A 13,147-nucleotide genomic window follows, 5' to 3' on the forward strand; every position below is an offset into this window, starting at 1 on the left:
GCCCAGATAGATGTTGTCACCCATGCCGATTTCGTCGCCGTAATACAACGTCGGCGTGCCGGGCATCGACAACAACAGGCTGTTGAGCAGTTCAATGCGGCGGCGGTCGCGCTCCATCAGCGGCGCCAGGCGCCGGCGGATGCCGAGGTTGATGCGGGCGCGACGATCAGCGGCGTAGTAGTTCCACAGGTAGTCGCGCTCTTTGTCGGTGACCATTTCCAGGGTCAGCTCATCGTGGTTGCGCAGGAAAATCGCCCACTGGCAATTGGCGGGGATCTCCGGGGTCTGACGCAGAATATCAGTGATGGGGAAGCGATCTTCCTGGGCCAGCGCCATGTACATGCGCGGCATCAACGGGAAGTGGAAAGCCATATGGCATTCGTCGCCGTCGTCGCCTTTTTTGTCACCAAAATACAACTGGGTGTCTTCCGGCCATTGGTTGGCTTCGGCGAGCAGCATGCGGTCGGGGTAATGGGCGTCGATCTCGGCGCGGATCTGCTTGAGGACGTCGTGGGTTTCCGGCAGGTTTTCGTTGTGGGTGCCATCGCGCTCGATCAAGTACGGAATCGCGTCCAGGCGCAGGCCGTCAATGCCCATGTCCAGCCAGTAACGCATCACCGACAACACCGCTTTCATCACTTGCGGGTTGTCGAAGTTGAGGTCCGGCTGGTGGGAATAGAACCGGTGCCAGAAGTACTGGCCGGCCACCGGGTCCCAGGTCCAGTTGGACTTTTCGGTGTCGAGGAAAATGATGCGCGTGCCGTCGTATTTCTGATCGTCGTCCGACCACACATAGAAGTCCCGCGCGGCCGAACCCGGCTTGGCCTTGCGCGCCCGCTGGAACCAGGGATGCTGGTCGGAAGTGTGGTTGATCACCAGTTCGGTGATCACCCGCAGCCCGCGTTTGTGTGCCTCGCTGATAAAGCGCTTGGCGTCGGCCATGGTCCCGTAGTCGCTGTGCACACCACGGTACTCGGCGATGTCGTAGCCGTCGTCGCGGCGTGGCGAGGGGTAAAACGGCAACAGCCAGATGGTGTTCACGCCCAGGTCGGCGATGTAATCGAGCTTGGCAATCAGGCCGGGGAAATCGCCGATGCCGTCGTTATTGGAGTCGAAATAGGATTTAACGTGTACCTGGTAGATCACCGCGTCCTTGTACCAGAGCGGGTCTTTGATAAAGGTGGCAGCCTTGGGTTTCTTCGCCATTGGAAACTCCTGAAATGCTTGAACATTGACCTGAAGGGGGCGGGTTCGAGGCGGGCGCTGGCGGGCCTGCGATAGTCGCGTGTCAGGCAATCAACGTGTCACTGATAAACGGCTATCACCGGCAAGCCAGGTCGCACATTTGATCCTCATCGATCTGAAGATCAGGCTCAGTTCAGGATGAAGTGATTCTCCAGATACCAAACGGCATCTGCGGGTCAAGCCGCGTCCACTGGGTCTTGCCGTACCAGGTCCAGCGGTGGCCGCTCATCAAGTCTTCGCCTTGGGTCTGGGCGTCATCGGGCAAGCCCATTTCCCACAACGGCAACTCAAAATGCGCCTCTTGGGCGTTGAATGGGTCGAGGTTGACGGCGACCAGAATGAAATTGCTGCCGTCTTCACTGCGTTTGCCGAAGTACAGGATGTTGTCGTTCCAGGCGTTGTACAGCTTCAGCCCCAAGTGCGTGTGCAGCGCGGGGTTCTGCCGGCGAATACGGTTGAGCTGGGCGATTTCGGCAATGATATTTCCGGGGGCGGTGTAGTCCCGTGGGCGGATCTCGTATTTCTCTGAATCCAGATACTCTTCCTTGCCCGGGACCGGTGCCGCCTCGCACAGCTCAAACCCCGAATACATGCCCCACAGGCCCGAGCCCATGGTGGCCAGCGCCGCGCGGATCAAAAAGCCCGGGCGGCCGGACTCATGCAGGAAGCCTGGGTTGATGTCCGGTGTGTTGACGAAGAAGTTCGGCCGGTAGCATTCGCGCCACGGCGACTCGTTCAACTGCGCGAAGTATTCACTCAACTCGGCCTTGGTGTTGCGCCAGGTGAAATAGGTGTAGCTCTGGGAATAACCGACCTTGCCCAGGCGCGCCATCATCGCCGGCGTGGTGAATGCCTCGGCCAGGAAGATTACGTCGGGGTGCTTGGCGCGCACATCGCTGATCAACCATTGCCAGAACGGCAGCGGCTTGGTGTGTGGGTTGTCGACACGGAAGGTCTTCACGCCCTCTTCCACCCAGCCCACCACCACGTCGCGCAACTCGGTCCACAGGCTCGGAATCGCGTCAGCCGCATAGAAGTCGACGTTGACGATGTCCTGATACTTTTTCGGCGGGTTTTCCGCGTATTTGATCGTGCCGTCCGGACGCCAGTTGAACCAGCCCGGATGCTCTTTGAGCCACGGGTGGTCCTGGGAACACTGGATGGCAAAATCCAGCGCGATTTCCAGGCCATGGTCGGCGGCGGCCTTGACCAGGCGACGGAAGTCGTCACGGCTGCCCAATTGCGGGTGGATGGCGTCATGACCGCCCGCCTCGCTGCCAATTGCGTAGGGGCTGCCAGGATCCTCCGGGCCCGCCGTCAGGGCATTGTTCTTGCCCTTGCGATGGCTGCGGCCGATAGGATGGATCGGCGGAAAATAGAGGACGTCGAACCCCATGTCGTGGATCATCGACAAGCGTGAGTGCACATCGTTGAAGGTGCCGTGGCGTGCCGGATCGTCGGTGATCGAGCGGGGGAACAGCTCGTACCAACTGGCAAACTGTGCGGCGCTGCGCTCAACGTCAATCGGGTAGGCGGGGCTGATGCTCAGGTAGGCGCGGTGGTCGGCCTGGGTCATCAGGTGTGCACTTTCTTCGTGCAGGAACTGCGCAACCTGCTCGGTTTCCAGCCGGCCTGCAAGCTCGTGGTGCAACAACATCAAACGATCGCGCAATTCGTTGTCACTGCGTTCAGCCGCTTGCAAGACCAGGCTGCGGCCCTCCTGCAACTCCAGGCTGACGGGCACCCCGGCCTCATGTTTCTTGCGCAGTTCGTAACAGAAGCTGGCGAAGGTATCGATCCAGGCTTCGATGCAATATTCGTGAAGGCCTTGCTGTGCAACGGTAAACGCGCCTTCCCAGCCATTGTTGCCGACATCGGTCATGACCACGCTGTGCCAGCTTTCATCCTGCAGCGGGCGCCAGCGGATCAGTACGGCGAGCTTGTCATGGCCGTCGGCGAACACCTTGCTGGTAACGGTTACCCGCTGCCCAACCACAGCTTTTACGGCGAATTCGCCGCCGTCGATTACCGGGGTGGTGCTTTCGATAGCGATCCTTGGCAACAGCAACGCCTGGGACAGCGGCAATGGTGAATGGTCTGGAGCCAGTGTTTCAGCAGTCATCGAGCATCTTCCCCTTACGCCCTGTGGACGCTCTTTGCTTGATCCGAATTCTGATACGGCGACGCTCTCCCTGAGCAGGGCCGTAATAGGTCCGAGCCTGTGGCCAGGTGAAAAGTTCAGGTGGATATGCCGCCATTGGGCGGGGAATCAATTCTCCCCCGCGGTTGTCCACCGATAGAGCAAAGCACAAAGGAGGCCACACCGATGAATATCCCGATCCCGGCTGAAACGCCTGACCCGAATATCGACAACCCGACCCTGCCGCCCAGCGAACCGCAACCGATTCCGGAGAAAGAGCCGCCGGAAAACGAACCGCCGCCCGTGCAAGAGCCGCCCACCACTGTGCCGCCGGTCATCGTCTGAAATAAACCTGGCGAACACGCACTTGCCCGCAATCAAGCACTTTGCGGGCAAGCACTACAGACACTTCCTACGAACGGTAAAGACAGCTCTTAACTCTACGCCCCTCCTCATCATCAGAAAATCTGCTCGCGTGGACCTCGGCCTTGCTTCTGTTTGGCGCGGTCCCCTTCAATCACAACGCGAGTGCTGACCATGTCGATAACATCGTTGCTCCCCCAGGCTCCCCTGCCAATGCTGTCGAACCCCAACCCGACGGGCTCAAATGATCCCGCACCCAAACAGCCACCCGAGGGGCCTCAACGCGACAGCCTCAATCCCCGCAAACCGCTGCACAATGAAACGCCTGAAAGCCCCCTGACCGCCGAGACGCCGACAACGTCGGAACCGTCGCCAGACGTCATCGCCAAGATGAACAGAATCACCGAACTGTTAAGCCCGGACAGTCTCATCCAGATGATGCGCGATCCATACGCCAGGAACACTGCGCAGAGCCTCAAGGACATGCGGGAGTTGTTGAGCGAGGAATCACTTAACACCCTGACCAGTGACCCTGCCGAGATGTCACGTTTGCGGGATAACATCGGCCAGTTATTAAGCGAAAAACACATCCAGGCCAGACAGGCTGAAGCCGCAGTGATCCCAAACCCCAACCTGACGCAAGAAAGGATCCGGGAACGCACGCGCAAGGTCGACCCCACAGAAAGCTACGTGGCTTACAAGCAAATCGAAACCGAAAGGCAACAGGAGCATGCCAATGCTCAACAGCGCATCCGGCTGAGCACCCCGCTCAGCAAAAACCTGATGGCTATTGGCAAGCCATTTCAGAACGCCGAGACCGACCGCAACCCAGCGGCAAAATCGAAACCCCTGCAACCCAAGGAGGACAGCACGCCCTCCGGCATCGACAAAAACCCCGCGGATGCCAACACCGGAGCCTCAGCCGACGCCGTCACCAAAATGAACAGAATCAACCACCTGCTAAGCCGCGACAGCCTCATCCAGATGCTGCGCGAACCGGATTCCGAGCAAACCACGCAGCGCAAAACCGAGTTGCAGGAACTGTTGAGCGAGGACTCGCTTAAAACCCTGGCGACGGATCCCGTAGAACTGGCCAAGCTGAAAAACACCATCAGCCAAATCTTCAGCGAGACCCATCTGCAAGCCCTGCAACGCGAGGCCGATGCCATGCCAACGTCAGCGCCGCCGAAGGCCGAGACCGACAGCAACCCTTCGGCAAAATCGAAAGTCCTGCAACCCAAGGAGGACAGCCAGCCCTCCAGCATCGACGAAAGCCCGGCGGACGCCAACACCAAAGCCTCGGCCGACGCCATCACCAAAATGAACAGAATCAACCACCTGCTAAGCCGCGACAGCCTCATCCAGATGCTGCGCGAACCGGGTTCCGAAGAGACCGCACAGCGCGGAGCCGAACTGCAGGAACTGTTGAGCGAAGACTCGCTTAAAACCCTGGCGACGGATCCCGCAGAACTGGCCAAGCTGAAGAACACGATCAGCGAAACCTTGAGCGAGGCCAGCCTGGAAGCCCTGAAACGCGAGGCTGCGACCCTTCCTGGGTCAGCGCCGCCGACTGCACAGGTGCACAAGGACGCGCCGCAGCCCGAGACCGACTCATCCGCCGAGCTTGCCCCCGCAGATCCGGGCAATACCGCGGTGCCCCGCCCTGCAGGCACGCCGCAGATTTTCAGCTACAACGACCTCAGCGCGAACCCTGGGGCGGTGATGAGCTTTACCTCAGGCACAGACAAGATCGATCTGAGCGGCATTCGCACGCAACTGGGTGAAAAGCCGTTGCCATTGGTCGAGCGTTTCTCCGGCATCAGTGGCGAGATGACGATTAATTACTACGCGGGCAGCAACACCAGTTTCGTGACGATTTCGCGCAAGCCGGGTGAACCACCGTTCGAACTGAAGGTATTGGGCGAAGTGCGCTACCGGGACATCCAGGCCTGATAGCCACTCACTCGTCCTTTTCCAACCGCTTGACGATCATCGGCATCACGCTGAACACCGCCAACGCGAGCAACGTACTGAGCACCGCCGTCGATTCACGCCCCAGCCCCGCTGCCACACCAATGGCAGCGGTCATCCACAACCCGGCGGCGGTGGTCAGGCCTTTGACGTGCTGGCCTTCTTCATCTTCCTTGCCCTTGAGAATCGTCCCCGCCCCGAGGAAACCAATCCCCGCAATGACGCCCTGCAGCACCCGGCTCATGGCATCGGCCTGGCTACCCGACATCTGCGGCACCAACACAAACAATGCGGCCCCCATTGCCACCAGCATATGAGTGCGCACACCGGCTGCCTTGCCCTTATGTTCACGCTCAAAACCCAGAATGCCGCCCAGGACCGCGGCGATCAGCAGGCGCACGGTAATCTGAGTGAGCTGCCGTGCATCACCGATATCGGCGAACTCGGCGTGCAGGGTTTGCAAGACTTCTTGCCACCAGGCGTCCATGAATGCGCTCCTTTGTCAGGGTGGGTAAAGATTGCCGTCAAAGCATGGACAGCAGCGACCGCCAGTCAGTTGCCTGGAACGCCTGGCAACGCCGTGCACCCTAACGATCACCAGCCTTTGCAAAGGAGATCAACATGCCAGTCCGTATCGAACATCAGACGTGTTATTTCAAGGTCAACGACGACGGCCAGGAACAGAGTTTGCCGGCGGGTGAAGTCACGGTCAGCACGGATGTTGGCAAGTCCATGTCCTACGTGGCGCTGAGCGGCGAGCAGATTTACATCACCGAAGCGGAGGCCGACGCGCTCACAGTGGCCGGTGCAACCGATGGGCGCCAGCACAAGAAGGTCACCGAGCCTGGTTCGGCGATTTAATTGATCTGTATCAGCGCACGCTCAATACTGCTGCACCCTAGGCGCCACGGCGTGCAGCAGATTGTCGCAGGCGCGCGCAAACAGCCCATCTGATCCGCTTTTTATCGCCATACCTGAGTCTGTTATGCAAACAGCTCGGCGCTCATAGTTCATCGGCCTGATGGAGGCTGATGAGCGAACGACCATGAGCGAAAGAATCCCAACCGTGGAAACCTTTGAGCCACTGCACCCAAAGCAGGTCAAGGCCAAATCCAGTGACAACCTGATCCATACCCGTAGCTTCAGTGGCCTGTACCGCACCTTGCGCGTGAGTGGCGCCGCTGTGCTGTTCCTGGCGTTTTTTGGCACCGTGTGGCTGAACTGGGGTGGGCGCCAAGCCGTGCTTTGGGACTTGGCGGAAAGCAAATTCCACATCTTCGGCGCGACTTTCTGGCCCCAGGATTTCATCCTGCTGTCGGCGCTGCTGATCATCTGCGCCTTCGGTCTGTTCGCGATAACCGTATTTGCCGGCCGCGTATGGTGCGGCTACACCTGCCCGCAAAGCTCGTTTACCTGGCTGTTCATGTGGTGCGAAAAGGTCACCGAAGGTGAGCGTAACCAACGCATCAAGCTGCAAGCGGCGCCGTGGAGCCTGGCCAAGCTCGCGCGGCGTTCGGCCAAGCACACCCTGTGGCTGGGCATCAGCGTACTGACCGGGCTGACCTTTGTCGGCTATTTCACCCCCATCCGGCCGTTGGCTACCGAGCTGTTGACCTGGCAAATGGGCGGCGTGAGTCTGTTTTGGGTGCTGTTTTTCACCGGAGCCACTTACCTCAACGCCGGCTGGCTGCGCGAAGCGGTGTGCATGCACATGTGCCCGTATGCACGCTTCCAAAGCGTGATGTTCGACAAAGACACCTTGACCATCTCCTACGACACGGCGCGTGGCGAACAGCGCGGGCCGCGCAAGCGCGACGCCAGGCCGGCCGACGTCGGCCTGGGTGATTGCATCGACTGCCAGTTGTGTGTGCAAGTGTGTCCCACCGGTATCGATATCCGTGACGGTCTGCAAATGGAGTGCATCGGCTGCGCGGCGTGCATCGACGCCTGCGACTCGATCATGGATAAGATGGGCTATGCCCGTGGCCTGGTGAGCTATACCTCCGAACACCAACTGCAAGGTGGCAAAACCCGCCTGCTCAGGCCGCGGCTGATCGGCTACAGTGCCGTGTTGCTGGTAATGATCGCGGCATTGGTGGTGGCCCTGGTGGAACGTCCGATGGTGTCGCTGGACGTCACCAAGGACCGCGGCATGTTCCGCGAAAACAGCCAGGGCTTGATTGAGAACATCTACAGCCTCAAGGTCATCAACAAGACCCAGCAGCGCCAGGCCTATCGCCTGGAACTGGTCGACGCTGAAGGCTTCCAGTTGCAGGGCAAGACCGAGATCAGCCTCGCGCCGGGCGAAATCAGCGATATACCGGTGTCGGTCGCTTTACTGGCCGACAAGCCGGCGAGCAGTTCGCAAACCCTGCGATTCAAGGTGACGGATGTGGACGAGCCCTGGATCTACAGTGCCGCCGACAGTCGCTTTGTGGCACCGATTAACCGCTGAGGTAGAGCGGAATATGCCCAGACTCAACGGCGCAGGCGGGCTTGCTCGGCGTGTACCCACTGAAAATTGTTTAAGGCTCCGATGAAACGCTACGAAAAATTCGCCGATGACATCGCAGAACTGATCCGCTCCGGCGTCCTCGGGCCCGGCCAGCGGGTGCCGTCGGTGCGCTACGCGAGCCAGACCTACGGCGTCAGCCCGTCCACAGTGTTCCAGGCCTACTACCTGCTGGAACGCCGTGGCCTGATCCGTGCACGGCCGCGTTCCGGCTACTTCGTCAACACCCATGCACCGAGCCCGTTTTCCGAACCTGTGGTGAGTGAGCACGTGCATGAGTCCACCGAAGTGGATGTGAGTGAGCTGGTATTTTCGGTGCTCGACTCCATCAAGGACCCCACTACCGTGCCTTTCGGCTCGGCCTTCCCCAGCCCGATGCTGTTCCCGCTGCCCCGCCTGGCCCGCTCCCTGGCCAGCGCCAGCCGCGAGATGGACCCGCGCCTGGTGGTCACCGACATGTCGCCGGGCAACCCCCAACTGCGCCGACAGATTGCCCTGCGCTATATGGTCGGCGGCCTGATGCTGCCCATGGAAGAGCTGCTGATCACCAATGGCGCCCTGGAGGCGCTGAATTTGTGCCTGCAGGCCGTGACGGAACCGGGCGACCTGGTGGCCATTGAAGCACCGGCGTTTTATGCCTGCCTGCAAGTGCTGGAGCGGCTGAAGCTCAAGGCGGTGGAAATTCCCGTGCACCCGCGCGACGGCATCGACCTGAACGCCCTGGCGAAAAGCCTGGAACGCTACCCGATCAAGGCTTGCTGGACCATGACCAGCTTTCAGAACCCGATGGGCGCGACCTTGCCGGAGGCGAAAAAACAGGCATTGGTGGAACTGCTGCGCACCCATCAAGTGCCGCTGATCGAAGACGATGTGTACGCCGAGTTGTACTACGGGCAACACGCGCCAAAGCCGGCCAAAGCGTTCGACACCGAAGGGCTGGTGATGCACTGCGGCTCGTTTGCCAAAAGCCTGGCGCCGGGCTACCGCGTCGGCTGGGTGGCGGCCGGGCGCTTTGCGCAAAAGGTCGAGCGGCTGAAGCTGATGACCTCGTTATGCCCGTCAATGCCGGCCCAGGCAGCCATTGCCGACTACTTGCAACACGGTGGCTACGACCGGCACTTGCGCAAATTGCGTTACGCGCTGGAGGAACAACAAAGCGCCATGCTGGCCGCGATCGCGCGTTACTTCCCGGCACAAACGCGGGTCAGCCAGCCGGCCGGCGGTTATTTCCTGTGGCTGGAATTGCCGGAGCAAACCGACTCGTTGAAGCTGTTCCAGATGGCCCTGGCCCAGGGCATCAGCATTGCGCCGGGGCCGATCTTCTCGGCAACCCAGCGCTTCAGAAATTGCATTCGCCTGAACTACGGCAGCCCCTGGACCGAGGCGTCGGAGAAGGCCATGGAGACATTGGGGCGGATTGTACGCTCGTTTTAAACTGGAACTCAGATAAAGGAAAAACCACCTACAACGGCGCGCACGTTCCAGCAAAAGTGTGTGTCCTTGATCTCAACCAACAGGTTTATTTCCATGTATATGTCTGTCACTTCCGCGGTCCTAAGGTTACCGTCCATCCCACCCCACTACATGCGTGCAGAGGAACAAAAACACCTGCGCGAGATGACGGGGCCTGTTAGCCGCTCAGCAGTAGATCACCGTTCGGCAGACCGGATCATCGAACAAAGTGCGGTAACCCGACGCTTCCTGGATGGCCGCGAACATTACCTGGTGGGCGATGACCTCAAGTTGCAGGTGGGCGATTGGACCAATGCCAATCCTGCCCCGCAATCAAGGGCCGATGCGGCCTACAACCTGGACAAAGTATTACGCTTTATCGACAACGTGGATGATCGAAGCCTGAACGCAAGCGTCAGTCGCAATGGGCAGATCGACGGGTTTTCCGAGAGTGGCTACAGCTACGTGGACAACTCCGAGGCCAGCCTGCTCAGACGGTTTTCCTGGTACGGGTATGAAGAACTGCGCCACCAGCCCACCTGATGACGCGGTACGTTAACGGCCGCCGGCCAAATCCACGAATGTCCCAGTGGCGTAGGAAGCCTTATCCGACAACAACCAGATAATCGCTTCCGCCACCTCATCCGGGCGCCCGCCACGGGCCATGGGGATACCGGACTCCAGCTTGCTGACCCGGTCCGGGTCCCCGCTCAAGGCGTGAAAGTCGGTAAAGATATAGCCAGGGCGCACCGCGTTGACACGAATCCCCTCACCCGCCACCTCTTTGGACAGGCCAATGGTGAAACTGTCCAAGGCACCTTTGGAGGCGGCATAGTCGACATATTCACCCGGCGCACCCAGGCGTGACGCCGCCGACGACACATTGACGATACTGCCGCCCTGCCCGCCATGCTTGGGCGACATGCGCAGCACCGCGTGCTTGGCACACAGGATCGGCCCCAGCACGTTGGTCTTGATGGTTTTCAGGATGCGAAACTCAGACATCTCGTCGACCCGCGACTTATGCCCGACAGTGCCGGCGTTGTTGACCAGGGCGGTGACACGCCCCAATTCAGCATCCACACGGCTGAACAACGCGATCACTTCATCTTCGATGCTCACATCGGCACGCACGGCAATCGCCTGCGCACCCAGGGCGCGGACCTGATCCAGCATGCGCTGGGCAGCGGCTTCATCGGACTGGTAGTTGAGGCAAATGCGATAGCCCTGGCGAGCGGCCAGCAACGCGGTCTCGGCGCCGATACCACGGCTGCCCCCGGTGATGATGAGGACTTTGTCCATGCGTGCGGTCTCCTGAGTCAACCTGATCGTTAGGGTTGGCCCCAAGAATACCCGTCACCCAGTGCTTTTGTCAGGCGTTAACGCCTCTTCGGCGCGCTGGATGTCGGCCATGAAACCCTCCGCCGGCAACGGGTGGCCCAACAAATAGCCTTGCAGGGAATTACACCCCAGGCGGGTCAGGAAACTCTGCTGCACATCGGTCTCCACACCTTCGGCGACGATTCGCAGCCCCAGCGCCTGGCCGAGCGCCACAATGGCCGAGACGATAGCGGCATCATCGCTGTCGTGTTCCAGGTCGCGCACGAAACCGCGGTCGATCTTCAACTCGTTGGCCGGCAGGCGCTTGAGGTACATCAGGCTCGAGTACCCGGTGCCAAAGTCATCAATGGACAGGTCGACGCCCATGTCCGCCAGTTGCTGCAACACCATCATGCTCGCATCGGCATCGCTCATGGCGGTGGTTTCGGTGATTTCCAGGGTCAGGCTGTTGGCCGGCAACTGGTGACGGTCCAGGGCTGAAGCGACACTTTTTACCAACCCGGCATGGCAGAACTGCAACGCCGACAGGTTGACCGCAATGCGCCAGTCTTCATAGCCCTGCAGGTACCACAGGCGCATCTGGCGGCAGGCTTCGTTCAGCACCCACTCACCGATGGGAATAATCAAGCCGGTCTTTTCCGCCAGTTCGATAAAGGTGGCCGGCAGCATCAACCCCTGCTGCGGATGCTCCCAGCGCAGCAAGGCTTCAGCGCCAATCGCAATACCGCTGAGCGCATCAAACTTGGGCTGGTAATACAATCGAAACTGCTCGTGCTCAACGGCGTTGCGCAGGTCTTGCAACAACTGCAATTGCTTGCGCGCGTTGGTGTTCATCGACACATCGAAGAAGCTGTAGCCATTCTTGCCCATACCCTTGGCGTGGTACATCGCGGCGTCGGCATTCATCAACAGTTCTTGAGGGGTGTTGCCGTTGCCCGGAAACAAGGCAATGCCGATGCTCGCGGAAATATTCAGCTCATGTTCGGCGACCTTGAACGCACGATTGATCAGCCCGACCTGACGTTCGGCCAGGCCCATCGCATCATCCGGCTGCGTCAGTTGCACCAGCAGCACAAACTCATCGCCGCCGATACGGGCCAGGGTGTCCTGACTGCGCAGGTCCTCGCGCAGACGCAGGCCCACCTCCCGCAGCAACTGGTCGCCCATGTGGTGGCCAAACGCATCGTTGACGGGCTTGAAGCCATCCAGGTCGATAAACATCAGGGCAAAGCACCCGCCCTGCTCCTTCACTGTCTGGATGGCTTGTTGAATACGGTCGGCGAGCAAGGTGCGGTTCGGCAGGCCGGTGAGCATGTCATGCAGGGCCAGGTGGGTCAGTTCCTGGTTGGCCAGGGTCAGGGAGTCGGCCAGAACGGCGGTGCGCGCTTCGAGGCGGGCATCCAGCAGCGAGGTCAGCAGCGCGATGATCAACACCGCCAATGACGTGATCAGCACCAGGTTATCCAGGCCCTTGCCGCTCAGGCCGGTCAGCGCGGCGCCACAAAAACTGTCGTCGGCAAAGCGTGCTGCAGCCATGCCGGTGTAATGCATGCCTACGATTGCAATGCCCATGATCACCGCAGCGCCCCCGCGTGCCAAGCGCACGTAAGGGGTGTTGCGCCGCAGGTTGAAGGCGATCCACAGGGCAGCGCCAGAGGCGACTACCGCAATCAGCAACGAAGCGCCAAACAACGTGGGGTCGTAGTCGATACCCGGGGTCATGCGCATCGCCGCCATGCCGGTGTAGTGCATGCTGCTGATGCCCGCCCCCATGATCAGCGCACCAAACGCCAGCTGCCACGCAGGCAAGCGGGCCTGACTGACCAGCCATAGTGCGAAGCCGCTGGATAACACGGCGATCAGCAGCGACAGCGCGGTAATCCCCAGGTCAAACCCGAGGGCGAACGGCAGGCGCAACGCCAACATGCCGATAAAGTGCATGGACCACACGCCTGTGCCCATTGCCAATGCGCCACCCGTCATCCACACATAAACCGCGCGCCCCTGGGCGGTCGCGAGGCGGCCGGCCAGGTCCAGCGCCGTGTAGGACGCCAGGATCGCGACGAACAGGGAGATCACGACCAGAGAGGGGGAATAGCTACCGATCAGCATGGGCTTTCTCA

At 60.3% G+C, this 13,147-nt stretch carries 11 protein-coding genes; 6 read left to right on the plus strand and 5 right to left on the minus strand.

Annotated features, from left to right (window positions below; genetic code table 11):
• On the minus strand, positions 1-1,206 hold a 1,206-nt coding region (gene treS / locus A7D21_RS27835), incomplete at its 3' end, for a maltose alpha-D-glucosyltransferase (protein ID WP_069553197.1).
• A gap of 172 nt (positions 1,207-1,378) precedes the next feature.
• Positions 1,379-3,367 (minus strand): alpha-1,4-glucan--maltose-1-phosphate maltosyltransferase, encoded by a 1,989-nt coding sequence (locus A7D21_RS27840; protein WP_069553198.1) that lies wholly within the window; start codon positions 3,365-3,367, stop codon positions 1,379-1,381.
• A 204-nt stretch (positions 3,368-3,571) separates the two neighbouring features.
• Between A7D21_RS27840 and A7D21_RS35930 the strand changes: the two genes are divergently transcribed.
• Both A7D21_RS35930 and A7D21_RS27845 read left to right on the plus strand, forming a co-directional pair.
• Entirely contained in the window at positions 3,572-3,730 is a 159-nt protein-coding gene (locus A7D21_RS35930) for a hypothetical protein (RefSeq protein ID WP_167422759.1), read from the plus strand.
• 192 nt (positions 3,731-3,922) lie between these two features.
• Complete coding sequence (locus A7D21_RS27845) at positions 3,923-5,701, plus strand: M10 family metallopeptidase C-terminal domain-containing protein (protein WP_083272253.1); 1,779 nt, start codon at positions 3,923-3,925, stop codon at positions 5,699-5,701.
• Between the two features lie 7 nt (positions 5,702-5,708).
• Here the strand turns inward: A7D21_RS27845 and A7D21_RS27850 are convergent, their stop codons facing one another.
• Positions 5,709-6,206 (minus strand): MgtC/SapB family protein, encoded by a 498-nt coding sequence (locus tag A7D21_RS27850; RefSeq protein ID WP_053256320.1) that lies wholly within the window; start codon positions 6,204-6,206, stop codon positions 5,709-5,711.
• Between the two features lie 134 nt (positions 6,207-6,340).
• Here A7D21_RS27850 and A7D21_RS27855 point away from each other — a divergent pair, with 134 nt between their 5' ends.
• The 4 genes from A7D21_RS27855 to A7D21_RS27870 all read left to right on the plus strand — a co-directional run bounded on the left by A7D21_RS27855 (position 6,341) and on the right by A7D21_RS27870 (position 10,226).
• Positions 6,341-6,580 (plus strand): DUF3203 family protein, encoded by a 240-nt coding sequence (locus tag A7D21_RS27855; protein ID WP_053256321.1) that lies wholly within the window; start codon positions 6,341-6,343, stop codon positions 6,578-6,580.
• 184 nt (positions 6,581-6,764) lie between these two features.
• Entirely contained in the window at positions 6,765-8,174 is a 1,410-nt protein-coding gene (gene ccoG / locus A7D21_RS27860; protein WP_069553200.1) for a cytochrome c oxidase accessory protein CcoG, read from the plus strand.
• An 81-nt stretch (positions 8,175-8,255) separates the two neighbouring features.
• Positions 8,256-9,665 carry a GntR family transcriptional regulator MpaR gene (gene mapR, locus A7D21_RS27865; protein ID WP_053256323.1) on the plus strand — a complete coding sequence of 470 codons (1,410 nt, stop codon included), beginning with the start codon at positions 8,256-8,258 and terminating at the stop codon, positions 9,663-9,665.
• 93 nt (positions 9,666-9,758) lie between these two features.
• Positions 9,759-10,226: a hypothetical protein gene (locus A7D21_RS27870; RefSeq protein WP_256556573.1), complete on the plus strand. Its 468-nt coding sequence runs from the start codon at positions 9,759-9,761 to the stop codon at positions 10,224-10,226.
• A 12-nt stretch (positions 10,227-10,238) separates the two neighbouring features.
• On the opposite strand, the gene A7D21_RS27875 is transcribed toward A7D21_RS27870, so the two are convergent.
• Positions 10,239-10,985 (minus strand): SDR family oxidoreductase, encoded by a 747-nt coding sequence (locus A7D21_RS27875; RefSeq protein WP_053256324.1) that lies wholly within the window; start codon positions 10,983-10,985, stop codon positions 10,239-10,241.
• A 54-nt stretch (positions 10,986-11,039) separates the two neighbouring features.
• A complete protein-coding gene (locus tag A7D21_RS27880) occupies positions 11,040-13,136 on the minus strand; it encodes a bifunctional diguanylate cyclase/phosphodiesterase (RefSeq protein WP_053256325.1) in 2,097 nt (698 codons plus the stop codon).
• Between the last annotated feature and the right edge of the window lie 11 nt (positions 13,137-13,147).

Source organism: Pseudomonas sp. AP19, from assembly GCF_001728855.1.
Taxonomy (GTDB): domain Bacteria; phylum Pseudomonadota; class Gammaproteobacteria; order Pseudomonadales; family Pseudomonadaceae; genus Aquipseudomonas; species Aquipseudomonas fluorescens.

Coding starts and splice junctions, on each gene's coding strand:
- A7D21_RS27840 (WP_069553198.1), bottom strand. CDS start 3,367: ATGACTGCTGAAACACTGGCTCCAGACCATTCACCATTGCCGCTGTCC.
- A7D21_RS35930 (WP_167422759.1), top strand. CDS start 3,572: ATGAATATCCCGATCCCGGCTGAAACGCCTGACCCGAATATCGACAAC.
- A7D21_RS27845 (WP_083272253.1), top strand. CDS start 3,923: ATGTCGATAACATCGTTGCTCCCCCAGGCTCCCCTGCCAATGCTGTCG.
- ccoG (WP_069553200.1), top strand. CDS start 6,765: ATGAGCGAAAGAATCCCAACCGTGGAAACCTTTGAGCCACTGCACCCA.
- A7D21_RS27875 (WP_053256324.1), bottom strand. CDS start 10,985: ATGGACAAAGTCCTCATCATCACCGGGGGCAGCCGTGGTATCGGCGCC.
- A7D21_RS27855 (WP_053256321.1), top strand. CDS start 6,341: ATGCCAGTCCGTATCGAACATCAGACGTGTTATTTCAAGGTCAACGAC.
- mapR (WP_053256323.1), top strand. CDS start 8,256: ATGAAACGCTACGAAAAATTCGCCGATGACATCGCAGAACTGATCCGC.
- A7D21_RS27850 (WP_053256320.1), bottom strand. CDS start 6,206: ATGGACGCCTGGTGGCAAGAAGTCTTGCAAACCCTGCACGCCGAGTTC.
- A7D21_RS27880 (WP_053256325.1), bottom strand. CDS start 13,136: ATGCTGATCGGTAGCTATTCCCCCTCTCTGGTCGTGATCTCCCTGTTC.
- A7D21_RS27870 (WP_256556573.1), top strand. CDS start 9,759: ATGTATATGTCTGTCACTTCCGCGGTCCTAAGGTTACCGTCCATCCCA.